19 protein-coding genes and 8 tRNA genes are annotated in these 23729 nt (G+C 63.2%); 19 read left to right on the forward strand and 8 right to left on the reverse strand.

The window, feature by feature from the left end:
• Positions 1 to 137 precede the first annotated feature (137 nt).
• Both L5014_RS09095 and L5014_RS09100 read left to right on the forward strand, forming a co-directional pair.
• Positions 138 to 231: transfer RNA gene (locus L5014_RS09095), tRNA-Ser, on the forward strand.
• Positions 232 to 540: 309 nt separating this feature from the next.
• Positions 541 to 900, forward strand: coding sequence for a hypothetical protein (locus tag L5014_RS09100; RefSeq protein WP_238463491.1), 360 nt, complete (start codon positions 541 to 543; stop codon positions 898 to 900).
• A 156-nt stretch (positions 901 to 1056) separates the two neighbouring features.
• Here the strand turns inward: L5014_RS09100 and fabI are convergent, their stop codons facing one another.
• Positions 1057 to 1848, reverse strand: a complete 792-nt coding sequence (gene fabI / locus L5014_RS09105; protein WP_238463304.1) for an enoyl-ACP reductase FabI — start codon at positions 1846 to 1848, stop codon at positions 1057 to 1059.
• 109 nt (positions 1849 to 1957) lie between these two features.
• Here fabI and L5014_RS09110 point away from each other — a divergent pair, with 109 nt between their 5' ends.
• From L5014_RS09110 to L5014_RS09130, 5 genes are all read left to right on the forward strand, one after another.
• On the forward strand, positions 1958 to 3928 hold the full coding sequence (locus L5014_RS09110; RefSeq protein ID WP_238463305.1) for an extracellular solute-binding protein: 1971 nt from the start codon (positions 1958 to 1960) through the stop codon (positions 3926 to 3928).
• A gap of 34 nt (positions 3929 to 3962) precedes the next feature.
• Positions 3963 to 5000: a microcin C ABC transporter permease YejB gene (locus tag L5014_RS09115; protein WP_238463306.1), complete on the forward strand. Its 1038-nt coding sequence runs from the start codon at positions 3963 to 3965 to the stop codon at positions 4998 to 5000.
• A 1-nt stretch (position 5001) separates the two neighbouring features.
• Positions 5002 to 6108, forward strand: coding sequence for an ABC transporter permease (locus L5014_RS09120; RefSeq protein WP_238463307.1), 1107 nt, complete (start codon positions 5002 to 5004; stop codon positions 6106 to 6108).
• A complete protein-coding gene (locus L5014_RS09125; RefSeq protein ID WP_238463308.1) occupies positions 6105 to 7739 on the forward strand; it encodes an ABC transporter ATP-binding protein in 1635 nt (544 codons plus the stop codon). Before L5014_RS09120 ends, L5014_RS09125 begins: the two co-directional genes overlap by 4 nt.
• A 171-nt stretch (positions 7740 to 7910) precedes the next feature.
• The gene (locus L5014_RS09130) at positions 7911 to 8597 is read left to right on the forward strand and encodes a C40 family peptidase (protein WP_238463309.1); all 687 of its coding nucleotides are present in this window, start codon (positions 7911 to 7913) and stop codon (positions 8595 to 8597) included.
• 108 nt (positions 8598 to 8705) lie between these two features.
• Here L5014_RS09130 and L5014_RS09135 read toward each other — a convergent pair whose 3' ends face one another.
• The gene (locus tag L5014_RS09135) at positions 8706 to 9827 is read right to left on the reverse strand and encodes a patatin-like phospholipase family protein (RefSeq protein WP_420800044.1); all 1122 of its coding nucleotides are present in this window, start codon (positions 9825 to 9827) and stop codon (positions 8706 to 8708) included.
• Between the two features lie 285 nt (positions 9828 to 10112).
• Between L5014_RS09135 and gltX the strand changes: the two genes are divergently transcribed.
• The 9 genes from gltX (at position 10113) to L5014_RS09180 (ending at position 13369) form a co-directional block, all read left to right on the forward strand.
• Positions 10113 to 11534 carry a glutamate--tRNA ligase gene (gene gltX / locus L5014_RS09140; protein ID WP_238463311.1) on the forward strand — a complete coding sequence of 474 codons (1422 nt, stop codon included), beginning with the start codon at positions 10113 to 10115 and terminating at the stop codon, positions 11532 to 11534.
• Between the two features lie 238 nt (positions 11535 to 11772).
• Positions 11773 to 11848 (forward strand) — tRNA-Ala (locus L5014_RS09145).
• A gap of 47 nt (positions 11849 to 11895) precedes the next feature.
• Positions 11896 to 11971 (forward strand) — tRNA-Glu (locus tag L5014_RS09150).
• 85 nt (positions 11972 to 12056) lie between these two features.
• Positions 12057 to 12133: transfer RNA gene (locus L5014_RS09155), tRNA-Asp, on the forward strand.
• 68 nt (positions 12134 to 12201) lie between these two features.
• Positions 12202 to 12277: transfer RNA gene (locus tag L5014_RS09160), tRNA-Glu, on the forward strand.
• A gap of 91 nt (positions 12278 to 12368) precedes the next feature.
• Positions 12369 to 12445 (forward strand) — tRNA-Asp (locus L5014_RS09165).
• Positions 12446 to 12501: 56 nt separating this feature from the next.
• Positions 12502 to 12577 (forward strand) — tRNA-Glu (locus L5014_RS09170).
• Positions 12578 to 12669: 92 nt separating this feature from the next.
• Positions 12670 to 12746 (forward strand) — tRNA-Asp (locus L5014_RS09175).
• 158 nt (positions 12747 to 12904) lie between these two features.
• Entirely contained in the window at positions 12905 to 13369 is a 465-nt protein-coding gene (locus L5014_RS09180; protein WP_238463312.1) for a GNAT family N-acetyltransferase, read from the forward strand.
• A 67-nt stretch (positions 13370 to 13436) separates the two neighbouring features.
• Here L5014_RS09180 and L5014_RS09185 read toward each other — a convergent pair whose 3' ends face one another.
• The gene (locus L5014_RS09185; protein ID WP_238463313.1) at positions 13437 to 14336 is read right to left on the reverse strand and encodes an AraC family transcriptional regulator; all 900 of its coding nucleotides are present in this window, start codon (positions 14334 to 14336) and stop codon (positions 13437 to 13439) included.
• Between the two features lie 159 nt (positions 14337 to 14495).
• Here L5014_RS09185 and L5014_RS09190 point away from each other — a divergent pair, with 159 nt between their 5' ends.
• Positions 14496 to 14897, forward strand: a complete 402-nt coding sequence (locus L5014_RS09190; protein WP_238463314.1) for a gamma-glutamylcyclotransferase family protein — start codon at positions 14496 to 14498, stop codon at positions 14895 to 14897.
• A 107-nt stretch (positions 14898 to 15004) separates the two neighbouring features.
• On the opposite strand, the gene aceB is transcribed toward L5014_RS09190, so the two are convergent.
• Positions 15005 to 16597: a malate synthase A gene (aceB, locus tag L5014_RS09195; RefSeq protein WP_238463315.1), complete on the reverse strand. Its 1593-nt coding sequence runs from the start codon at positions 16595 to 16597 to the stop codon at positions 15005 to 15007.
• A 55-nt stretch (positions 16598 to 16652) separates the two neighbouring features.
• Positions 16653 to 17456, reverse strand: coding sequence for a haloacid dehalogenase type II (locus L5014_RS09200; protein WP_238463316.1), 804 nt, complete (start codon positions 17454 to 17456; stop codon positions 16653 to 16655).
• Positions 17457 to 17624: 168 nt separating this feature from the next.
• Here L5014_RS09200 and L5014_RS09205 point away from each other — a divergent pair, with 168 nt between their 5' ends.
• The gene (locus tag L5014_RS09205) at positions 17625 to 18536 is read left to right on the forward strand and encodes a LysR family transcriptional regulator (protein ID WP_028219462.1); all 912 of its coding nucleotides are present in this window, start codon (positions 17625 to 17627) and stop codon (positions 18534 to 18536) included.
• A 217-nt stretch (positions 18537 to 18753) separates the two neighbouring features.
• Positions 18754 to 19188, forward strand: coding sequence for a universal stress protein (locus L5014_RS09210; RefSeq protein WP_238463318.1), 435 nt, complete (start codon positions 18754 to 18756; stop codon positions 19186 to 19188).
• 275 nt (positions 19189 to 19463) lie between these two features.
• Here the strand turns inward: L5014_RS09210 and aceA are convergent, their stop codons facing one another.
• The 3 genes from aceA to L5014_RS09225 form a co-directional block, all read right to left on the reverse strand.
• Positions 19464 to 20771: an isocitrate lyase gene (aceA, locus tag L5014_RS09215; protein WP_238463319.1), complete on the reverse strand. Its 1308-nt coding sequence runs from the start codon at positions 20769 to 20771 to the stop codon at positions 19464 to 19466.
• 419 nt (positions 20772 to 21190) lie between these two features.
• Positions 21191 to 22942: a DEAD/DEAH box helicase gene (locus tag L5014_RS09220; RefSeq protein WP_238463320.1), complete on the reverse strand. Its 1752-nt coding sequence runs from the start codon at positions 22940 to 22942 to the stop codon at positions 21191 to 21193.
• Between the two features lie 443 nt (positions 22943 to 23385).
• Positions 23386 to 23655, reverse strand: a complete 270-nt coding sequence (locus L5014_RS09225) for an acyl-CoA-binding protein (RefSeq protein ID WP_238463321.1) — start codon at positions 23653 to 23655, stop codon at positions 23386 to 23388.
• Positions 23656 to 23729 lie beyond the last annotated feature (74 nt).

Raw genomic sequence — 23729 nt, forward strand, 5'->3', positions numbered from 1 at the left:
GACGCCGTACGCAATGCAGATTGCGTGCTTGCAGAAAAAAGTTTGCAAAAGTGCGTCTTAAAAATTGACCGGAACGCTCGAACCCGCTATTATCTTGGCTTCGTTGCGCTGCCTCCCTGGCGCGAACGAAGTTTTCGGGAGACGTGGCCGAGAGGTCGAAGGCACTCCCCTGCTAAGGGAGCATCTGGGCCAAAACCTGGATCGAGGGTTCGAATCCCTCCGTCTCCGCCAGTAATGGCGGTGGAAACCCCGCAAGTCTCGGCTTGCGGGGTTTTTGTTTTTCCGGCTCCGATTTTTCTTCGCATTGTGGCTTATCCGAATGTTTATCAGGATGTCGAATTAAATGATGCAAATGGATTTTGCATATCGGCAGTTAACCTTTTTGTGCGTTATTGCGAACTGGGCTCCGATGTAACCAGACGTTACATGGGCGAATGCACGTGGTTTTGTGCATCAGTTATTACAATGTTGAAATACGCGGGGCGGAGAGCCTGCGCTATATTCGCTTCAACAAAACATCAACCCCAAAAAGGTGAGTCCATGAAGTTCGCTCGTGTTGTTGCAATGCTGGTCGGGGGCGTGACTATTGGTGCATCGAGTGCGGCTATGGCTGGCGTGAGTGTCGGTGTCAATATCGGTATCCCGGCTCCGGTTTATGTCGCGCCGCAACCGGTCTATGCGCCGCCGCCGCCGCCCGTGGTCTATCAACCCGCGCCCGTCTATGCTGCGCCCGTCTATGGCGCGCCGCCGGCCGTCGTGATTGGCTGGCACGGGGACCGCTATTGGGATGGCCGCCGCTACTGGGGCCGTGACGACTGGTATCGCCATCACGGTGGCTACGACCGCGGTCGCGGCCATTATGATCGCGACCATGGTGGCCCTCCGGGACATTGGCGCTAAGCCAGGTTCGCGCGTCGTGCGCCACGCTTGACGAAGCGCGCGAGCAGGCCGGCACAAGGTGCAAGGTGTCGAGGCCAAAAGAAAAGCCGCCCTCGGGCGGCTTTTTACCTGTTACGGTTGCCTGCGCAACGAGGCGCGGGCGAGGCGGGCGTTGGCTTATTCGCCAAGGCCCGCCATGCCGCCGACCACGGCGTTAAAGCCTGCGTCGACGTGGACGATTTCGGCCGTCACGCCGCCGGCCAGATCGGAGAGCAGGAACGCGGCCGTGTTGCCGACTTGCTCGATCGTCACGTTACGCTGTAGCGGCGCGTTGTGCTCGACGAAATCGAGGATCTTGCCGAAGCTCTTGATGCCGCTTGCCGCGAGCGTCTTGATCGGGCCCGCCGAGATGCCGTTCACGCGCACGCCTTTCGCGCCGAGCGATACCGCGAGGTAGCGTACGCTTGCTTCGAGCGAGGCCTTTGCGAGACCCATCGTGTTGTAGTTCGGGATCGCGCGTTCCGCACCGAGATAGGTGAGGGTGAGGAGCGAGGCGTTGGCCGCGAGCATCGGTTGCGCGGCCTTGGCGAGCGCCGGGAAGCTGTAGGCCGAGATGTCGTGCGCGATGCGGAAATTTTCGCGCGTCATGCCGTCGAGGAAGTCACCCGCGATCGCTTCGCGCGGGGCGAAGCCGATCGAGTGGACGAGCCCGTCGAGCGTGCCCCAGTGCTGCTTGAGGTCGGCGAAGAGCGCGTCGATTTGCGCGTCGTCGGCCACATCGCAGGGGAAAACGAGATTGCTCTCGAATTCCTTGGCGAATTCGTTAATGCGGTCCTTGAAGCGCTCGCCGACGTATGTGAACGCCAGTTCCGCGCCTTCGCGCTTGCATGCTTGCGCAATGCCATACGCGATCGATCGGTTCGACAGCAGGCCGGTCAACAAGATGCGTTTGCCAGCGAGGAAGCCCATGAATTCTCCTGAACAGGTTTAATGCACCGGGCGCCGGCAAAGGCGGCGCCGCGCGGTTTGGGTAGAATTCTCTCACAATTGACACGGCACTCCGGACAAATCCCTTTCTATGACGACAGGAACGCGAGGCAGGAGAACGCGCACGGCGCGTGGGGCAACGGTTCCTGGCGGGAGTCCTCGCGTGAGTCCTGGCCCGCGGCGCGAGGGGGGGGCGGAACGGGGAGTCTGGCGGTTTGCGTCGGCGCGCATGCTGGCTGCTGCGGGGGCCGCGCTTGCTCTTGTATTCGCGACGATGCCTTCCGCGCACGCGGTCTACGCGATCGCTCAATATGGCGAGCCGAAGTACCCGCAGGACTTCAAACACTTCGATTACGTCAATCCGGATGCGCCCAAGGGTGGCACGCTGGTGCTCGCGAATCCCGACCGGCTGACGAGCTTCGACAAGTTCAATCCGTTCACGATGCGCGGCAGTGCGGCGCCGGGCCTCGGTATGATTTTCGAGAGCCTGACGACGGGCAGCATGGATGAAGTGGCGTCGGCATATGGATTGCTCGCCGACGATATTCTCATCGCGCCCGATCGCTTGTCGGTGAGGTTTCATTTGAATCCGCGCGCGCATTTTTCGAACGGCGATCCGGTCACAGCGGCCGACGTGAAATTCTCGCTCGACATGCTCAAGAGCCGGCAGGCCTCGCCGTCGATGCAGGCCTACTTCAGCGAAATCACGCGCGCGGTGGTGGTCGATCCGGCCACGATCCGCTTCGAGTTCCGCACCAACAACCGCGAGTTGCCGCTCATCGCGGGCGGCATGCCGGTGTTCTCGCACAAGTGGGGCCTGCGCGCCGACGGCACGCACATCGCGTTCGATCAGATTGGGTTCGAGGAGCCGCTCGGCAGCGGTCCCTATGTAATCGAGCGTTACTCCAACGGCCGCACGATCACGTACAAGCACGATTCGAACTACTGGGGCAAGGACCTGCCCGTGCGCGTGGGCACCAACAACTTCGAGCGCATCGTCTACAAGCTCTATTCAGACGACGTCGCGCGCCTCGAAGCGTTCAAGGCCGGCGAGTACGATGCGCTCGTCGAATACGTGGCGCGCAACTGGGTGCGCCGCGACGTGGGCAAGCGGTTCGACAGCGGCGAACTCATCAAGCGCGAATTTCCGCAGCATAACGGCACCGGCATGCAGGGCTATGTGATCAACCTGCGCAAGCCGATGTTTCAGGACGTGCGCGTGCGCGAAGCGCTCGATCTCGCGCTGGATTTCCAGTGGCTCAACCGCATGCTGTTCTACAGCCAGTACAAGCGCATCGATAGCTGGTTCGTGAATACGGATCTGCAGGCGAAGGGCTTGCCAACGCCTGGCGAGCTTGCGCTGCTCGATCCGTGGCGCAAGCAGCTCGATCCGGCCGTGTTCGGTCCGCCACCGGTGCAGCCGGGCACCAATCGGCCTGGCTCGCTGCGCGCGAATCTGCTCAAGGCGCGTGCGCTGCTCGCGGATGCGGGCTGGACCTATCGCGACGGGGCGCTGCGCAACGCGCAAGGTCAGCCGTTCGTGTTCGAGGTGCTCGACGACACGAGTGCCTCCGCGCAATGGGCGCCGATCATGGCGCAGTATTCGCAGGCATTGGCGCGGCTCGGCATTCACGTGAACTATCGTTCGGTGGATTTCGCGCTCTATCAGAAGCGGCTCGACGCTTTCGACTTCGACGTGACGACGATCAAGTTCCCCGACGTGCAGGTGCCGGGCGCGGAGCAGCTCGATCGTTTCGGCAGCAAGGCCGCCGACGAGCCGGGCTCGGGCAACCTGATCGGCCTGAAGTCGCCGGCCGTGGACGCGATCCTCAAATCGCTGATGCTGGCGCAAACGCGCGAGCAGTTGCTCGACGCCACGCACGCGCTCGACCGGGTGCTGATGCACGGCTACTATGTGGTGCCGCAGTGGTACAGCGCGACGCACCGCGTGGCGTACAGGAACACGTTGGCTTATCCGGCGAAGCTGCCGCTGTACTATGGCGCGATCGACTGGATCATTTCGACGTGGTGGCTGGGGCGCGAGCAGCCGCCGCAGCACTGAGATGTCGGACCATCCTTGACGGACGCAAAGAATCATGTGGAGCTACATCGTCAAACGCCTGTTGCTGATGATCCCGACGCTGCTCGGCGTACTCACGCTGACCTTCGGTGTGATCCAGTTCGTGCCGGGCGGCCCGGTCGAGCAGGCGGTGCGCGAGTTGCGGCGCGGCGCGGAGCAGGGCATGCCGTTCGGCATGCGCGCCCATTCGGGCGTGGACGCGCAGCAGGTCGCGCAACTCAAGCAGCTCTATGGTTTCGACAAGCCGCCGCTGCAACGTTATTTCTTGATGCTCGGGCGCTTCGCACGCTTCGATCTCGGGCAGAGCTACTTCCGTCATCAGAGCGTCTGGTCGCTCATCGTCTCGAAGCTGCCGGTGTCGATCAGCATCGGTCTGTGGACGTTCTTTCTCACCTATCTGATATCGGTGCCGTTGGGCATCGCCAAGGCGGTGCGCAACGGCTCGCGCTTCGATCTCGTCACGAGCCTCGTCGTGCTGGTCGGCTATGCGATCCCGGGCTTCGTGCTGGGCGTGCTGCTGCTCGTGCTGTTCGGCGGCGGCACCTTCCTGCAGCTCTTTCCGCTGCGCAATCTCACCTCCGACGACTGGGACACGCTCTCGCTCGGCGGCAAGATTCTCGACTACCTGTGGCACATCACGCTGCCGGTCACGGCATCGGTCGTGGGGAGCTTCGCGGTCACGACCATGCTCACGAAGAACGCCTTTCTCGAGGAGATCCGCCGTCAGTATGTGCTGACCGCGCGCGCGAAGGGCCTTTCCGAGCGCACCGTGCTCTGGAAGCACGTGTTCCGCAACGCGCTGCTGCCGCTCGTCGTGGGGTTTCCGGCCGCGTTTATTGGCGCGTTTTTCACGGGCAGCCTGCTGATCGAAACGCTGTTCTCGCTCGACGGCCTGGGCCTGCTGTCCTATGAGTCGGTGGTGCGGCGCGACTATCCGGTCGTGCTCGGCACGCTGTATCTCTTCACGTTGATCGGGCTCCTGACCAAGCTCATTTCCGATCTCTGCTACGTGTGGGTCGATCCCCGCATTCAATTCGAACAACTGGAGCGCTGAGTTGAACAGAGCCCGCGCCGGCGCCGAGCCCGAACTGCGCACCGAGAGCGTGCGCGCCTTCAAGTCGCCCACGCCCGCGCGCCGGGTGTGGACGCGCTTCAAGCAGCAGCGCCTCGGCTACTGGAGCCTGATCGTTTTCGTGATCGCATTCGCGGCGAGTCTCGCGGGGCCGCTCTGGTGCAACGACAAGCCGCTCGTCGTGCGCTACGACGGGCATCTCTATTTCCCGCTCTTCAAGGATTATCCGGAGACGGCTTTCGGCGGCGATTTCCCGACGCCTGCCGACTATCTCGACCCGTACATTCGTCACCGCTTCGACACGCCCGGCAACTTCGCGGTCTATCCGCCGAATCCGTACTACTACGACACGCTCAATTACTTTTCGAAGGTGCCGAACCCGGCGCCGCCGTCGCGCGATAACTGGCTAGGCACCGACGCGAGCGGACGCGATCTGTTCGCGCGGCTCCTGTACGGTTTTCGCGTCTCGGTGGAGTTCGCGCTCGTGCTGACTGCCATCGGCACGTTGCTCGGCGTGCTGGCGGGTGCGTTCCAGGGTTACTTCGGCGGGCGCGTCGATATCTTCGGGCAGCGCCTGATCGAGATCTGGAGCGCGCTGCCCGAGCTCTATCTGCTCATCATCTTCGCGTCGATCTTCGAGCCGGGCTTCATCCTGCTGATCGTGCTGCTCTCTTTGTTCGGCTGGATCGGGCTCTCGGATTACGTGCGTGCCGAGTTCCTGCGCAACCGCAATCAGGATTACGTGACCGCCGCGCGCGCGATGGGCCTCTCGAACTGGCAGATCATCTGGCGTCACGTGCTGCCCAACAGCCTCACGCCCGTCATTACGTTTCTGCCGTTTCGCATGAGCGGCTCGATCCTCGCGCTCACGAGCCTCGACTTTCTCGGTCTGGGCGTGCCGCCGCCCACGCCGAGCCTCGGGGAATTGCTTGCGCAAGGCAAGGGCAATCTCGACGCCTGGTGGATTTCGATGTCGACGTTCGGCGTGCTGGTCGTCACCTTGCTGTTGCTTACGTTCATGGGCGACGCGTTGCGCAACGCGCTCGACACGCGCATTTCCGATGCGATGAAGGCCGGAGGCAACCAATGAGCGCGCGGCCAAAGCAAGGCGGTACGAACGTCGGGCCGCTGCTCTCGATCGAGCATCTGAGCGTGCGCTTCGGCGAGACGCTGGCCGTGGACGACATCGCGCTCGACATCGGGCGCGGCGAGCGCGTGGCGCTCGTGGGCGAGTCGGGCTCCGGCAAGACCGTGACGGCGCTCGCGATCCTGCGGCTCCTGAGCGATGCGCAGGTCTCGGGCGCGATCCGCCTCGACGGCGAGGATCTGCTCGCGAAGAGCGAGCGCGCGATGCGCGGCCTGCGCGGCAGCGACATTGCGATGATCTTCCAGGAGCCGATGACGGCGCTCAATCCGCTCTATACGATCGGCGAGCAGATTGCGGAGACCATCGTGCTGCACGATGGCGTGACGAAGAAGGCGGCGTACGAACGCGCGGTGGAGTTGCTCGAGCGCACTGGCATTCCCGAGCCGCGCCGGCGTCTTTTCAGCTATCCGCATCAGCTGTCGGGCGGCCAGCGCCAGCGCGTGATGATCGCGATGGCGCTGGCGTGCCGCCCGCGCCTGTTGCTGGCGGACGAGCCCACGACGGCGCTCGACGTGACGATTCGCGGGCAGATCGTCGAATTGCTGCGCGAGTTGCAGCGCGAGGAGGCGGGCAAGCCTGGCGGGGGCATGTCGGTGCTGCTCATCACGCACGACCTGAATCTCGTGCGCCGCTTCGCGCAGCGCGTGGCGGTGATGGAGAAGGGCAGGCTGGTGGAGATGGGGACCATCGAGCAGATCTTCGAGGCGCCCGAGCATCCCTATACCCAGCGGCTGATCGCGAGCCGGCCCGAGCGCAACGTGCTGCCGGTGCTGCCGATCGCGCCGGTGCTGCTCGAAGCGAAAGACGTGAGCGTCGATTTCGCGACGAAGCTGCCCGGTTTCACGGGCTGGTGGCGGCGCGGCCGCTTTCGCGCGGTCGACGACGCGAGCGTCGCGGTGCGCCAGGGCGAGACGCTTGGCATCGTCGGCGAGTCGGGGTCGGGAAAGTCGACGCTGGCGATGGCGATGCTGGGCCTGCAACGAACTGCGGGCGGCGCGATCGAGTTTCAGGGCCGCCCAATCGGGAGCTATCAGGGCCGCGACAAGCTCGGTCTGCGCTCGCATCTGCAGGTGGTCTTTCAGGACCCGTTCAGTTCGCTTTCGCCCAGACAAACCATCGAGCGCATCGTAGGGGAGGGACTGGCGCTGCACCGGCCCGATCTTTCCGGCGATGAGCGCCGCAAGCGCATCGTGGGCGTGTTGCGGGAAGTGGGCCTCGACCGGACGGTGCTACTGCGCTACCCGCACGAGTTTTCCGGCGGCCAGCGCCAGCGCATCGCCATTGCGCGCACGCTCGTGCTGGAACCGCGCGTGATCGTGCTCGACGAGCCCACCAGCGCGCTTGACGTTTCGATTCAACAACAAGTGTTGCGATTGTTGAGTGATTTGCAACGAAAATACAACCTGGGCTACGTGTTCATCAGCCACGATCTCGAAGTCATTGGCGCGATGGCGCATCGTGTTGCGGTCATGCAGAACGGCGCAATCGTCGAGACCGGAGATGTAACAAAAATCTTTGACGACCCCGCCCACCCTTACACGCGAAAGTTGCTGAAAGCCGCGTTTGATCGGTGAACGATCGCGGAACTTAAGGGGTTTTTTTGGTGATTTTTTGGTGAAATTCACCAATGAGGCATGCATCGTAATTGTTTTTTTCTATTTGTTTTGACACACAAATACTTACTGGCTAGTATCGTCCAAACTTTTCTTCTAACTCCCTGATTTACGGGCAATTTATTCCGACCCATGCAGCACCGATCCTTGACCCAGGCTTGCACGCGCGTCGTCGCCGGGATGTTCATCGGCGCACTGATGGCTGCAGCTCCCGGCGCGTTCGCCGACGAAGCAAGCAGTTTTAATCAGAACGTCTCATTTTCGCCGAGCAACTCGACGAACCCGCAGTCGCTCCCCGCAGTTCAAACCACGACGCAAACCACCGCGCAGGCTCCAGCCCAAGGCGGCGCGAAGGCATTTCTGTCCGGCATGGCTGGCAAGGCCGGCGACGTTGTGGTAGGCGCGCTCAATATGATCGGCGTGCGCTACCGCTGGGGTGGCAACACGCCTGACTCGGGCCTCGATTGCAGCGGCTTCGTACGCTACGTGTTTCAGGACACGCTCGGCATGAGCCTGCCTCGCCGCGCCGAGGAAATGAGCCGCGTGGGCGAGAAGGTGAGCATGAGCAACCTCAAGCCCGGCGACCTCGTGTTCTTCAACACGATGCGCCGCACGTTCTCGCACGTGGGCATCTATATCGGCGACAACAAGTTCGTGCACTCGCCGTCCACCGGCAGCACGATCCGCGTCGACGACCTGGATAGCGGCTACTGGGAAAAGCGTTTCACGGGTGCGCGTCGCGTCGAAACGTCGTTTACGCCGGATCAGGAACAAGGCCTCAAGCGCGTTAGCGCGCAGTTCGACAGCGGCGGCAACTAATCGCAAGGTCGGGCCCAACAAAAAGCCTGCTTCATCGAAGCGGGCTTTTTGCGTTCCTCTTTTGGTGTTTATTCAGATAGCGACGCAGGTTAGTGCTCCTGCGATCGCTCAGGCCATCGTCATGCGCGCGGCAGCCAGCTTGCGCTCGAGCTCCGGAAAGATCTTCGCCGCGGCTTCCTCGCCAGCGAGGATCGCGGCGTTACGTTGCGTGAAGTCGCTGCTCGACATGGCGTTGAGATTCGGCCGGATCACGATGTCGGCGTATTTCTCGAGCTCGTAGTTCTTGATCGACTGGCCCATGATCGTGAAGGTCTGCATCAGCACGTCGAACTGGCTCTGGGTCGGCGCCGTTTCTGGGCGTGCCGAAATATCCACGGCGATCACGAAGTCGGCGCCCATCTTGCGCGCGAACGAAGCGGGCACGGGGCTCACGAGGCCACCGTCCACGTACTCGTGACCCGCAATCCGGACCGGCTCGAAAATCGACGGAATGCTGCATGAAGCGCGTACGGCAATGCCCGTGTTGCCACGCTGGAACAGGATCGGCTGACCGCTGCGCAAATCGGTCGAGACAACGCCGAGCGGCCTGGCCATCTTTTCGATCGGACGCTCGCGCAGTGTCGTATTCAGGAAATTCTGCAGCGCCACGCCTTGCAGGATGCCACGGTTGCGAAACGGCATGGCCCAGTCGCTGATCGACGCCTCATCCATCGTCAGTGCCAGCTTGTTGAGCGCGAAGCCGTTCATGCCGGAGGCGTAGAGCGCCGCAACCACCGAGCCCGCGCTCGTGCCCGTGATCAGATCGACCTGGATGTTGCGTGCCTCGAGCCCCTTGATCACGCCGATATGCGCAAAGCCGCGCGCGGCGCCGCCGCCGAGTGCCAGGCCCACGCGAATCGGGCGCGGCGTTTTCGCGAGCGGTGGCGGGGCGACCGTTGCGCCCTTTGTTTCCGCCGTTTGCGTGCCCGCTGTCGTGCAGGCGGCGAGGACGGTGGAGGCGGCCGCGAGCGAAAAATGGCGGCGGCTCAATGATAGCCGCGACGAATTGTGGTCCGGCTGCGTGTCCGGTTTCAGATCCGGCTTCGAACTGGGTTTCAAGCACATTCTCCAGGTGCGGCGCGTGCGAAAGCGATTCTCGTGTGGCGTGCGCACCGCGTTTATTCTTGCGACCCACAACTGGGGGCCGGGCGGCGCCGGCAAGGGCGCCAGCGCGCCGACATGATAAGGCAAAGCCGAGGGTGCTCACGCTTCGTGCGTGTAACGCGATGTGTCGGTGGATCCCGGCGCGCGGCGGGTATAATCCGGTCTCTAATTTTCCCGGTTTTCCGTTCGCGTTTTGCGTCTGCCGTGCCGCGCTGTGTCGAGCTCCTTCCGGGCCCGCATCGCCACTGCTACGGCCCGCGCCGCGAACCTTCGCCGTCCGCCGTCGACCGTATTCGCCTGCCGCTCCGTTTTCATCGAGCATGCGGCAGCGCCTGGCGGTCGCCGGGCGGCACCGTCCTCGAGTATCCGCACATGACCACGACCCCCGTCCGTACCCGCTTTGCGCCGAGCCCGACCGGCTTCATTCACCTCGGCAACATCCGTTCCGCGCTCTATCCGTGGGCGTTCGCGCGCCACAACAAGGGCGCTTTCGTGCTGCGGATCGAGGACACCGATCTCGAGCGCTCGACCACCGAAGCCGTCGACGCGATCCTCGAAGGCATGCAGTGGCTCGGCCTCGATTTCGACGAAGGCCCGTTCTACCAGATGCAGCGCATGGACCGTTATCGCGAAGTGCTCAAGCAGATGCAGGACCAGGGCCTTGTCTACCCGTGCTACATGTCGACCGAAGAACTCGATGCGCTGCGCGAGCGTCAGCGCGAAGCCGGCGAAAAACCGCGCTACGACGGCACGTGGCGCCCCGAGCCGGGCAAGGTGCTGCCGACGCCGCCCGAAGGCGTGCAGCCCGTGCTGCGCTTCCGTAACCCGCTTACGGGCGTGGTTGCTTGGGACGACGCCGTGAAGGGCCGCGTGGAGATTTCGAACGAAGAACTCGACGACCTCGTGATCGCGCGCCCGGACGGCACGCCGACCTACAACTTCTGCGTCGTCGTGGACGACATCGATATGAAGATCACGCACGTGATTCGTGGCGACGACCACGTGAACAACACGCCGCGCCAGATCAACATCCTGCGTGCGCTGGGCGCCGAGCCGCCCGTCTATGGCCACTTGCCGACCGTGCTCAACGAGCAGGGCGAGAAGATGAGCAAGCGTCACGGCGCAATGAGCGTGATGGGCTATCGCGACGCCGGCTACCTGCCGGAGGCGGTGCTGAACTACCTCGCGCGTCTGGGCTGGTCGCACGGCGACGCCGAGGTGTTCACGCGCGAGCAGTTCGTCGAGTGGTTCGATCTCGACCATCTGGGCAAGTCGCCGGCACAGTACGACCACAACAAGCTCAACTGGCTCAACAACCACTACCTGAAGGAAGTCGACAACGTTCGCCTCGCCGAGCTCTCGAAGCCGTTCTTCGCGGCGCTGGGCGTGGACGAAGCGGCACTCGCGAAGGGGCCGGCGCTCGACGGCGTGGTGGCGCTCTTCAAGGACCGCGCAACGACGATCAAGGAAATCGCCGAGAACGCCATGATGTTCTATCGCGAGCCGCAGCCCGAAGCCGACGCGCTTGCGCAGCACGTGACCGATGCGGTGCGTCCGGCGCTTGCCGACCTCGCCAGCGCGCTCAAGGGCGCGGAGTGGACCAAGGAGGCCATCTCGGCCGCCTTCAAGACGACGCTGGGTGCGCACAAGCTGAAGATGCCGCAACTCGCGATGCCGGTGCGCCTGTTCGTGGCGGGCACGACGCATACGCCGGCGATCGACGCGGTGCTCACGTTGTTCGGCCGTGATGTGGTCGTGGGCCGTATCGAACAAGGTCTCGCGAAGGGTGCTTGAGAAGGGTGCGTAAAAATATTTGAAGAATTTTTCGCTCTGGCACTAGCGCCTGAGCGAGAGTTCTTGTAGTATTCGGGCTCCGTTGAATACGGAGCGCGAAACAGCGGTAAGTTTCACGCAAAGAGTGGTCGAATCGAGCAACGATGTTTCACAGAAACACCGAAGCGATGAAAAAAAGATTCGAAACACTCTTGACGAAAGCGAAATTGATGTTTAAAATCTCGCTTCTGTTCTGCAAGGGGGTATAGCTCAGCTGGGAGAGCGCTTGCATGGCATGCAAGAGGTCAGCGGTTCGATCCCGCTTACCTCCACCAACAGAACAAGTAGTAAAGTGTAGCAAGGCATTATCTGAAAAGATTATGTCCCCTTCGTCTAGAGGCCTAGGACATCACCCTTTCACGGTGAGTACAGGGGTTCGAATCCCCTAGGGGACGCCAGACATGAGCGTCGTCGAAAAGATCGAATGATCTCGGCGAGGCAGCAGGTGGGAATCAACCGACGCCCATCTGTGTATGTCGAACTGGAGCGGTAGTTCAGTTGGTTAGAATACCGGCCTGTCACGCCGGGGGTCGCGGGTTCGAGTCCCGTCCGCTCCGCCAGATAGAAGCCCGTTCAGAAATTGTGAGCGGGCTTTTTAGTTGAAGTGTTATAGGCGTAAGCCTGTGTTGTCCCCTTCGTCTAGAGGCCTAGGACATCACCCTTTCACGGTGAGTACAGGGGTTCGAATCCCCTAGGGGACGCCAAATAAATGCGGCGCCACAAAGTAACAGTGCGAGTAGCAGGGCGACGCCGCCAGCGGGTGCTAACCGACCGCCGGTGCAGTAAAGCAGGATTGGAGTGGTAGTTCAGTTGGTTAGAATACCGGCCTGTCACGCCGGGGGTCGCGGGTTCGAGTCCCGTCCGCTCCGCCAGATTCGATCTGTACAGCGTATCGTGCAGAATGTAGTTCAAGGCGCAAGCCTGTGTTGTCCCCTTCGTCTAGAGGCCTAGGACATCACCCTTTCACGGTGAGTACAGGGGTTCGAATCCCCTAGGGGACGCCAAATTAAATGCGGCGCCACAAAGTAGCAGTGCGAGTAGCAGGGCGACGCCGCCAGCGGGTTCTAACCGACCGCCGGTGCAGTAAAGCAGGATTGGAGCGGTAGTTCAGTTGGTTAGAATACCGGCCTGTCACGCCGGGGGTCGCGGGTTCGAGTCCCGTCCGCTCCGCCAGAATCAAAGCCCGCTGGATTTCCAGCGGGCTTTTTCTATTTCTCTTTCCCTTCGTATCCCTGCACGCCGGATACGGACAAACGGCCATTGCTTGAGCGGGCGCGTTATCGTAGCGTTGTCGGAACTTCGAATTTCCGCGTTTTGCCGCGTTGCCTGCCATGTTCGCACCGAACGACATCCCGTCGCGCTTCCAGTTGCGTCACGCCACCATGGACGACTTCGAGTTCGCCGAGTCGCTGACGCGCCGGAACATGGGCGGCTACTACCAGCGGCATCATCTGATCTGGCGCGGCGACCTCTTTCTGGCCAGCTACCGCGAATCGGAAAATTTCATTCTCGAACTCGATGGCGAGGCCATTGGCGTGCTGCGCGTGACGCAAGAGGGCGACTCGCTGCATATCCGCGACGTGCAGATCGCCGAAGGCTATCGTGGCAACGGCGCCGGGACCTTCCTGCTCGATATGTCGCATCGCTGGGCGCGCGAGCGCGGTCTGCGCGAGTTGCAACTGCGCGTGTTTGTCGATAATCCCGCGGCGCGGCTCTATCTGCGCATGGGCTACCGGGTGGCGGGGCCACGCCTTGCGCGTCTCGGCTCGATCCGCCATATGACGCGGCCGGTTTGATCATCCACGATAAACCCCGCGGGAGGCGATGCCGTAGCGGCCGCACGTGTATTTATCCCGTGCACTCTCAGATGTCCTGCCGTGCCGTCCCGGATCCAGTAGACGCCGCCACGATCGGCGTGTCGGTCGCTATCTCATCTTCATGCGGGCCGCAATCCCGCTCACCTGTTCCTCGCGCAATGAACGCGCGCGGGCTCTCGCCGAACGCGCGCCGGAACATCGCCGAAAACGCGCTCTGGCTTTGATAGCCGAGTTCCTGCGCCACGACGGCCATCGGCTTGCCCTGGTTCAGGAGCGGGATCGCGCGCGCGAGGATCGCCTGCTGGCGCCACTGCGAAAAGCTCACACCGAGTTCCTGCCGGAAGAGCCGCGCGATCGTGCGCGTGCTCGCGCCCACGTGCGCTGCCCAGTACTCGAGCGAACCCGGTCCGGCGGGGTCGGCGAGCAGTGCCTCGCACAGCGAGCGCAGGCGCTTTTCCTCGGGCATCGGCACCGAGAGCGGCAGCGGCGCGGAGCGCGTGATTTCGTCGAGCGCCACCGCGCCAAGCAGGCGCTCGCGCCCGGGGCCGATGCCACGCTCGTCGAACGCGGCAATCGCCTCGCGCAGCAGGCCGGACACCTCCACCACGCGACAGGCGTCGAGCCCGGGCGGGATCACCGAGGCATCGACATAGAGCGTGCGCAGGAATGCATCCTCGACGATCGCCACTTCATGCGTGACAAACGAGGGGACCCAGATCGCACGCGAAGGCGGGACCATCCACGTCGTGCCAGGCGTCGCCATGCGCAGCACGCCGCGCGAGGCATAGGCGAGCTGTGCCCACGCGTGCGTATGCAGCGCGATGCGCACGCCTGCAGCCATGGGCCGTGAGCGCACGCGAATGGGGTGCTCGGGCGTCGGCTCGAATTCGGGCGGAATGTCGGCGAGTTCGGCTGGCGGCGCGGCAGCGGGCGAGGAAAAAGGCATGGCGGATCTGGGCGTTTCTGTCCGCATCATTGTAGGCGCGCGTAGATCTGACTGTACGGCGCTGCCCGCGGGCGTGAGCGCAGGCGCATAATGCTCCGGATTGTGCCGTGCCAGCGCGAGGCATCGGCAACAGGCAATCGTGAGCAAGGAGCGCAAGCAATGAAGTACGTATTCATCTACGGCACGCTGCGCGCGGGCGAGATCAACGACATCAATCTCGCCGCAGCGCGCAACGCGATCCGGGAGCCGCGCCTCGTTGGACGCACCGCAGTGGCGGGCCACCTGTTCGATTTCGGGACGTACCCGGGGATGATTGCCGATGCGAAGGCCGCGCCGGTGCTCGGCGAGGTCTATGAGGTCGACGAGGCGCTCGTGGCCGTGCTCGACGAGATCGAGCAGGTTTATCCGGGCGTCGATGGCTTATTCGTCGCGCAGAAGGTGAGCGTGGAAGTGGAGGGGGAACGGCTCGAGTGCCTGTTCTATCCGGTTGCACGTCATGCGGTGGCAGGCCGGCCGCAGATTCACGGCGGCGACTGGGTCGCGCACCGTCTCTCGCGCTAGCAAGCGAATAAACGCGTTGCGCGACAAACGCAAAGGCCCGGCGGATGGGCATCCGCCGGGCCTTTTTCATCGACTATTCGTCAAGCAGCGCGAATGGTCTGATGCGATCAGATCTCTTCGTACAGCGGCAGCGTCAGGAAGTCGACGAAGTGCTCCGACGTCGACATCTCTTCGAAGATTTCCGAAGCGCGCACGTACGGCTTGGTGTCGCCGCCGACCGAGGCCTTCACCTTGTCGAGTTCCTGCGGGATCAGTTCGCTCACGAGCTCGGCCGTGACCTTGCGGCCATCGTCAAGCTTGCCCTTGGGCGAGCGGATCCACTGCCAGACCTGCGCACGCGAAATTTCCGCAGTAGCCGCGTCTTCCATCAGGTTGTGGATCGGCACGCAGCCATTGCCCGCGAGCCACGAGCCCAGGTAGTGGATGCCCACGTTGATGTTGTTGCGCAGGCCTGCTTCGGTGATCGGCGCTTCCGGACGGAAGTCGAGAATGTCGTTGCTCGTCACGTTGACGTCGGGGCGCTGCTTGCCGAGCTGGTTCGGCTGGTCGCCGAGCACCTTCACGAACTCTTCCATTGCGATGGGCACGAGGCCCGGGTGCGCAACCCAGCCGCCGTCGTAACCGTCGCTGGCATCGCGTGCTTTGTCCGAACGCACGCCGCCCATGGCCTTTTCGTTTGCTGCGGGGTCGTTCTTGATCGGGATCAGCGCGCTCATGCCGCCGATAGCCGGCGCATTGCGGCGATGGCAGGTCTTGAGCAGTTCGAGCGCATAGGCGCGCATGAACGGCACCGTCATGGTGATCTGCGAGCGCTCCGCGAGGCAGAAGTCCTTGTCGTTCTTGAACTTCTTGATCGCCGAGAAGATGTAGTCCCAACGGCCGGCGTTCAGGCCCGAGCTGTGTTCGCGCAGTTCATAGAGGATTTCGTCCATCTCGAACGTGGCGAGGATCGTTTCGATCAGCACCGTTGCGCGGATCGTGCCGCGCGGGATGCCCACGGCTTCCTGCGCCATGACGAAGATGTCGTTCCACAGGCGCGCTTCGAGGTGGCTTTCCATCTTCGGCAGATAGAAGTACGGGCCGGTGCCGCGCGCCAGCAGTTCCTTCGCGTTGTGGAACAGGTAGAGCGCGAGATCGAAGATGCCGCCCGAGATGCGCTGGCCGTCGACCGTCACGTGCTTTTCGTCGAGGTGCCAACCGCGCGGACGCACGATCAGCGTGGCGGTCTTCTCGTTGAGCTTGTAGGTTTTGCCGTTCTGTTCCAGCGAGATGGTGCGACGCACCGCGTCCTTGAGGTTGATCTGGCCGGTGATCTGGTTGTCCCAGCTCGGCGCATTCGAGTCCTCGAAGTCGGTCATGTAGGCGTCCGCACCGGAGTTCAGCGCGTTGATGATCATCTTGCGCTCGACCGGACCCGTGATCTCGACGCGGCGGCATTCGAGATCCTTCGGCAGCGGCGCGATCTTCCAGTCGCCTTCGCGGATCGACTTCGTTTCCGCCAGAAAGTCGGGGCGCTCGCCAGCGTCGAGGCGCTTCGTGCGCGCGACGCGTGCTGCGAGCAGTTCCTGCCGACGCGGCTCGAATGCGCGGTGCAGCGACGCCACGAGTTCGAGCGCTTCGGGCGTGAGGATGGTTTCGAAGCCAGGCTGGATTTCAGCCGTGATCTGCATGCCTTGCGGCAGTTTCAACGTGTTTGCCATGATTGCTCCTTGGTCGGTCAGACTTTGAATGCGATTGTTGTAATGGCTGTGCCAGTCAGGACGATTTCGTCACGCGCCCGGGCTGGGGCGCGGGGCGGCTTCGCTCTGCAGGCACAGCGGTTTCGAGAAAGGCGGCGAGTTCTGCCATGCCGCTGCCGGTACCGTGCGGCGGCACGCCGAGTTCTTCGGCGGGCAGTCGCTGGCGGTTGATCCAGAATGTGGTGTAGCCGAACCAGCCGGCGCCGGCGGCGTCCCAGCCGTTGGACGAGACGAACACCATGTCGCGCGGCGCGGCGTCGAACGCTGCGGTGCCGAGCGCATAGGCTGCGGCGGCCGGCTTGTAGGCGCGCACGGCATCGACTGAGAGAACGTGATCGAACAGGCCGTTCATGCCGGCGCTCTTCACCGCGATGTCGAGCATCTGCGGATTGCCGTTCGAGAGGATGGCGAGGCCCATGCGCGTGCCGTCTTCACGCGGCTCGCGCAGGCGGCGCAGCACGGGCAGCACGTCGGGGAAGGCCGAAAGGCAGGCGTATTCGTCCATCAGACGCTTTTCGCCCGCGCCCGAGAGCGACAGGTTCAGGCGGCGCGCCGCGTAGCGCAGCGCATCGACGGTGATATCCCAGAAGGGGCGGTAGCGCGCGCCAGTGGGGTCCGAAAGCGTGCGCAACTGCGTGTATTCGATCTGCTTGAGGCGCCAGAGCTGCGAGAGGGCGTCGCCGTGACCGGGGAACATCTGCTCGGCTGCGGCGACGACCGAGTGCACGTCGAAGAGCGTGCCATACGCGTCGAAGATCACAGCCTTGGGAAATCGGGGTGTCGCGGATTGTGCCGCGCACGGTGTCGTTTTGGCCGACATAGCCTTGCACTCCTTCATCAGAGGTCGGGATGAATTGTATTCATGATCATGGGGACTGAAAAAGACGGGAATGATCACTTGATCTTTTACTTTTACCCACCTAATCTGACCGTCTAGAGGATTTTTTCTAGCAAGTACGTTGTGTAATTCCGTTTTCTTCTTTTTCCGATGGATCGCTTCAAACAAATCGAAACTTTCGCCAATGTTGCCGCCAAGGGCAGTCTTTCCGCGGCGGCGCAGGCCGAAGGTGTCGCGCCCGCCATCATCGGCCGTCGTATCGACGCACTCGAAGAGCGGCTCGGCGTGAAGCTCTTTGTGCGGACCACGCGCCGCATCACGCTGACGTTCGAGGGGTCTGCGTTTCTCGAAGACTGCCAGCGCATCATTCACGATATGCAGAATGCCGAGGCCAGCGTCTCCGCGGGCGGCGTGAAGGCGAGCGGGCACTTGCGCGTCTCCGCGCCGGCGGGCTTCGGCCGCCGCCACGTCGCGCCGCTCGTGCCCGATTTCACGTCCGCGCACCCCGACGTGACGACCACGCTCGACCTCTCGGACCGGCTCGTCGATCTCGTCAACGAAGGCTTCGACTGCGCGGTGCGGTTGGGCGAATTGCCCGATTCGTCGCTCGTCTCGCTCAAGCTCGGCGAAAACCGGCGCGTTTGCGTGGCGTCGCCCGCGTATCTGTCGCGGCGCGGCGCACCCGAGACGCTGGCCGACCTCGCGCGCCACAACTGCCTCGCGCTCGGCGCGAGCAGCGCGAACCAGCAGCGCGGCTGGACGTTTCAACAGGACGACAAAGTGGTGTCGATTCGCGTCTCCGGCACGATGGAGTGCTCGGACGGCGCGGTGCTGCACGAATGGTGCCTCGAAGGCTATGGCCTTGCATGGCGCTCGTGGTGGGAGGTCGGGGAGGATATCGCGGCGGGCCGGCTCGCGAGCGTGCTCGACGCGTATGCCGCGCCGCCCATTGGCATTCATGCCGTGTTTCCGCAGCGCCGGCACCTGCCGCTGCGCGTGCGCCTCTTTCTCGACTTTCTCAAGCATACCTACGGCCAGCCGGGTTACTGGGGCCAGGACTAAGTGCCTGGCGTGTCGTGTTTTCGCTTCTCCATTGCTGGAAGTGCATCCGCGTTTCCGATATGGGGAGATGCCCGCATGCGCGCCGTGCACCGTTTATTCGCGCACTACAATCGATCTGAAGGCGTTGCGGGGGCGCCGTGCGAGGTCATGGCGCGTTCGCGAGGCCGCTGCAAGAGCAGCCCCAAGCCATAGCGAACCCGGGAACACGGAGGGCTCCATGTTCAAGCACATCCTCGTTCCGACCGACGGCACCGACCTGTCGAAAAAGGCGATCGACGGCGCGATCGACCTTGCACGGACGGTGGGTGCCCGCGTCACGGCCTACGCGTGTCTGCCGCAATATCCGTACTCGCCTTACGCCGACGTCGTGATCGAGCTGCCCGGCGACTTCCAGACCCGCAGCGAGCGGGAGGCGCGCATCCATTTGCAGGAAGTGGAGGAGGCGGCGCACAGCGTGGGGGTCACCTGCGACACCTGTACCAGCGTGCATCCCTCCCCGTATCTCGGCATTATCGAAGCCGCCGAAAACTGCGGCTGCGACGTGATATTCATGGCTTCGCATGGGCGGCGCGGTCTGGGCAGCCTGTTGATCGGCAGCGAGACGCAGCGCGTACTCACGCATACGAAGATTCCGGTGATCGTCTATCGATAGCGCGCGGCCGCTTGCGCTTCGTTCGCATTGCGTTTGCATCCTGCGCTGGCGGCGCCCGCTGCGGCCGCAGTCGGCGCATGGACATGCACGGCAGATGTCCATGCGCCTTCCATGGCTTGCTTTGCCGCGTCCGTAGTTGTGCCTGAGACGCGACGACTGGCGCTAGTGCGGCGGTGGCGGCGTCCGGCTGGCCCCGCCAAGGACATGCGAGCCGGCCGCCGCGCCGTGCGCCCGGCGCCAGAAAAGAGCAGGGGGTTGTGCCCCTGCGGGTGGTCTTACGCCACTTTCTTGTCGAAGAACTGCTCGTCTTCCGTCGAACCGTGCAGCGCCGTGGTCGACGCATCGCGCTCGACCGTCTGCGTCACGGCGTCGAAGTAGCCCGTGCCCACTTCGCGCTGGTGCTTGACGGCAGTGAAGCCCTTTTCCGCAGCGGCGAACTCGGCCTGCTGCAGTTCGACGAACGCGCTCATGTTCTGGCGCGCATAGCCGTGCGCGAGGTTGAACATCGAGTAGTTCAGCGAGTGGAAGCCCGCCAGCGTGATGAACTGGAACTTGTAGCCCATCGCGCCGAGCTCGCGCTGGAACTTTGCGATCGTCGCGTCGTCGAGGTTCTTCTTCCAGTTGAACGACGGCGAGCAGTTGTACGCGAGCATCTTGCCCGGGAACGCCTTCTGGATCGCTTCCGCAAACTTTTTCGCGAATTCGAGATCCGGCTTGCCCGTTTCGCACCAGATCATGTCGGCGTAGGCCGCGTAGGCGAGGCCGCGCGAGATCGACTGCTCGAGACCGTTGCGCGTGCGGAAGAAACCTTCGACGGTGCGCTCGCCCGTAAGGAACGGCTTGTCGTTGTCGTCGATGTCCGAAGTGACGAGGTCGGCGGCTTCGGCGTCGGTGCGCGCGAGCAGCACGGTCGGCACGCCGCAGACGTCGGCGGCCAGACGCGCGGCCGTCAGCTTGGCAACGGCTTCGCGGGTCGGCACGAGCACCTTGCCGCCCATGTGGCCGCACTTCTTCACCGAAGCGAGCTGGTCTTCGAAGTGCACGCCCGCGGCGCCTGCTTCGATCATCGATTTCATCAGCTCGAACGCGTTCAGTACGCCGCCGAAGCCGGCCTCAGCGTCAGCCACGATCGGCTGGAAGTAGTCGACATAGCCTTCATCGCCGGGGTTCTTGCCTTCGGACCACTGGATCTGGTCGGCGCGCGTGAGCGTGTTGTTGATGCGCTTGACCACCTGCGGCACCGAGTTGGCTGGATAGAGCGACTGGTCGGGATACATTTCGCCGGCCAGGTTGGCGTCGCCCGCGACTTGCCAGCCCGAGAGGTAGATGGCCTTGAGACCGGCCTTGACCTGCTGCATGGCCTGATTACCCGTGAGCGCGCCGAGCGAGTTGATGAAGGGCTCCGTGGTCACGCCTTTCCAGAGCTTTTCCGCGCCGTTCTTCGCGAGCGTGTGCTCCGGCTGGATAGAACCGCGCAGGCGCACCACGTCGTCGGCCGTGTAGTTGCGCTTGATTCCCTTCCAGCGCGGATCCGTTTCCCATTGCTGTTGGAGTTGCTGTGCTTGCTGTTGACGAGTCGACATGGTGTGCTCCTTCGTTTACCTGGAAGTGAACCGCTGATCGAAACTGCTGAGCCGCTGAACTTCGCGAAGGGGGCGCTTTGAGCACTGCGCTTGGGGCGTTTCGTTTCGCGAACTCTTATATAAGAGTCTAGGCAAATCGATCGCCTCGCGACAGGCGAGCCACTGGGATTTATCGCAAATTTTATGGCAATAAAATCAATGGTTTATGATTGTTATTTCGCGATAAGAAACGCAATTTTCCATCTTGCAATCAGTGTCTTTGTGCCACGCAGCACGATTTTTTACGAAGCAAAAAATTTTTTCGTATTGTGAAATATTGATTGCGGGCAAAAAAAGACCGGTGACGAAGCACCGGTCCTTGAGTTCAACGCTAGCTGACGGGCGGAGATCATGCTCCGCCCGAGCGCGCTGATGGGTCTTTAGCTATCGCGACGTGCGCCGCGCGGGCCGTCATTGCGACGCGCGCTGTAGCCTTCGCGCGAACGGCCATAGCCGTCGCCACGCGGCTGGCCGTAGCCACCGCGGTTGTTGCCTTCGCCGCGCGAGGCGCCGTAGCCGCCTTCACGCTGGCCGTAGCCGCCGCGCGAGCCTTCCGAGCGGTTGCCCCAGCTATTGCCGTTGCGATCGCCATTGTTGGAGCGGTCGCCAAAGCTGCGTTCGCCTTGCGGACGGTCACCGAAGCTGCGCTCGCCGCTGCGGTTGCCGCTGTGATTACCGCTGTGATTACCATAGCCACCCGGCTTGCCGTTGCCGTTACCGAAGCGACGGCCGCCGCCATTGCCGCCGCCCGGACGGCCGCGGCCGCCAAAGCCGCGGTTCGAGGGCGGCGCCTTGCGCGGCTCGAAGCCTTCCACGACGTTCACGGGCAGCGGCGAGCGCACGAAGCGCTCGATGCGCTTGAGCGCGCCTTGCTCGGCGTGATGCACGAGGCTCACTGCGGTGCCCGAACGGCCCGCGCGGCCGGTGCGGCCGATACGGTGCACGTAGTCTTCCGCGAACTTCGGCAGGTCGTAGTTGAATACGTGCGTGATGCCCGGAATGTCGATACCGCGCGCCGCGACATCGGTCGCGACGAGCACGCGCACGCGACGCTCGCGCAGCGCACGGATCGTGCGGTTACGCGCGCCTTGCGGCAGGTCGCCGTGCAGTGCGGCGGTTTCGAAGCCCGCGTCGGCGAGCTTGCCGGCCAGCTGGTCGGCGTCCATCTTGGTTGCCGTGAACACGATGGCCTGGTCGAGGCTCTCGTTGCGCAGCAGATGGTCGAGCAGGCGATCCTTATGGTCGCGGTCGTCCACGTAGTGCACGGTTTGGGCGATGTTCGAGTTCGCTTCGACCTTGCGCACGATTTCGATGCGCTCCGGATCCTTGAGCAGACGGCCGGTGACCGACGCGATTTTGCCGTCGAGCGTGGCCGAGAACAGCATCGTCTGACGCGACTCGGGCGTGGCGGCCACGATCGTGTCGATGTCGTCGATGAAGCCCATGTCGAGCATGCGGTCGGCTTCGTCGAGCACGAGCATCTTCAGTTCGGACAGGTCGATGCGGCCGCGCTCGAGGTGATCGAGCAGGCGGCCCGGCGTCGCCACGAGAATCTCGGGATTCTTCGCGAGCAGCATGAGCTGCTGGCCGTAGGCCACGCCGCCGAGAATGCTGACCGTGCGCAGGCGGCGCAGATGCTGGCCGTAGGTCGATGCGGCGGTGGTCACCTGCATGGCGAGCTCGCGCGTGGGGGTGAGCACGAGGAGGCCGGGGCGCGCGACCGGCTGCGGACGGCGCTGGCGGCGGTCGCCCTGGCCTTGCTGGCCGGGTTGACCTTGCGGACGCGGTTCGCGCGGTTGAGCGGCCTGGGCCTTTTGCAGCTGCGCGAAGCGTTCGATCGCGGGCAGCATGAAGGCAGCGGTCTTGCCCGAGCCGGTCGGGCTGGAGACCAGCAGGTCGCGACCCGCGATGGCGGCAGGAATGGCGCGTTCCTGCACAGGCGTCGGGGCCTTGTAGCCCGCCGCGGTCAGTGCGGAGACGATCTCCGGCGACAGACCGAGCGATGCGAACGTCGGGCCTGCGGGCGTATCGTCGGCTTGCACGGCGGCTTCAGTGGAAGCGGCGGCAGCGTCGAGGCCGAGGGCGTCGTTGGCAATCGCGTCGAGGGGGCTTTGGGTATTGCTCGAAGTCATGAAAATCCTTGGTACACAGGAAATAGAACGTCGGCGCCAATCGGCATACCCAAGTCGTCGGATTTTGCAAACAGAACAAATCGAAAAACGGGGGCAATCCACACCACACAGGGAGGATTTTTCGTTAGAAGCTGTTTTGGGTGCGACTTGGCCGGGATTGGCCAGCCGCCAGCCTGATACTTGACGGCCCGAAAACAGGGCCAGGGCAGGAGGGGACAGGTTCTAAACTGGATTGGAGCTTAACGCTACGTGGCGTATTGCTGATCGCAAAGGCGACCGGAGCGCAACGCAGCAGGCATTGTATCTCGTTTTGTTGCAGTGCGCCAGCGATTATGCCGTCCGGACGTATGGCCGGGGCGAATCTGCCCGGCGCGTTGCGCCAGGCCGTGTGCGAAGCGGCAGTCAGGCTTCTTTCCGTTTTTACTGCCGCTTTTCTTTTGCTTCTAGCTGACGGCGCCGCTCTTGAGCGATTCGACGAGTTCGACGTACTGCGTTTTCGCGGTGTCCTGCGCGGTGCCTTGCAGCGCGGCCCATGCCTCGAACTTGTATTTGCCGACGATGTCGGTGAAGCCCGGCTTGTCGCCGTGCACGTCGCCGTCGGTCGCCTGCTTGAAGAGTGCATACAGGCGCAGCAGCGTCAGGTTGCCCGGCCGCTCCGGCAGCTTTTGCACGTCTTGCTGGGCCTGCTCGAATTGGGCGTTCACATCGCTCATTGTTATCCTCCACTGGGTGATCGGGACAGCCCGGCGATGGTAGCAGCGCCATTCGATGAGAGGCTGGAACCATT

The sequence above is a fragment of the Paraburkholderia tagetis genome, from assembly GCF_022213065.1.
GTDB lineage: Bacteria > Pseudomonadota > Gammaproteobacteria > Burkholderiales > Burkholderiaceae > Paraburkholderia > Paraburkholderia tagetis.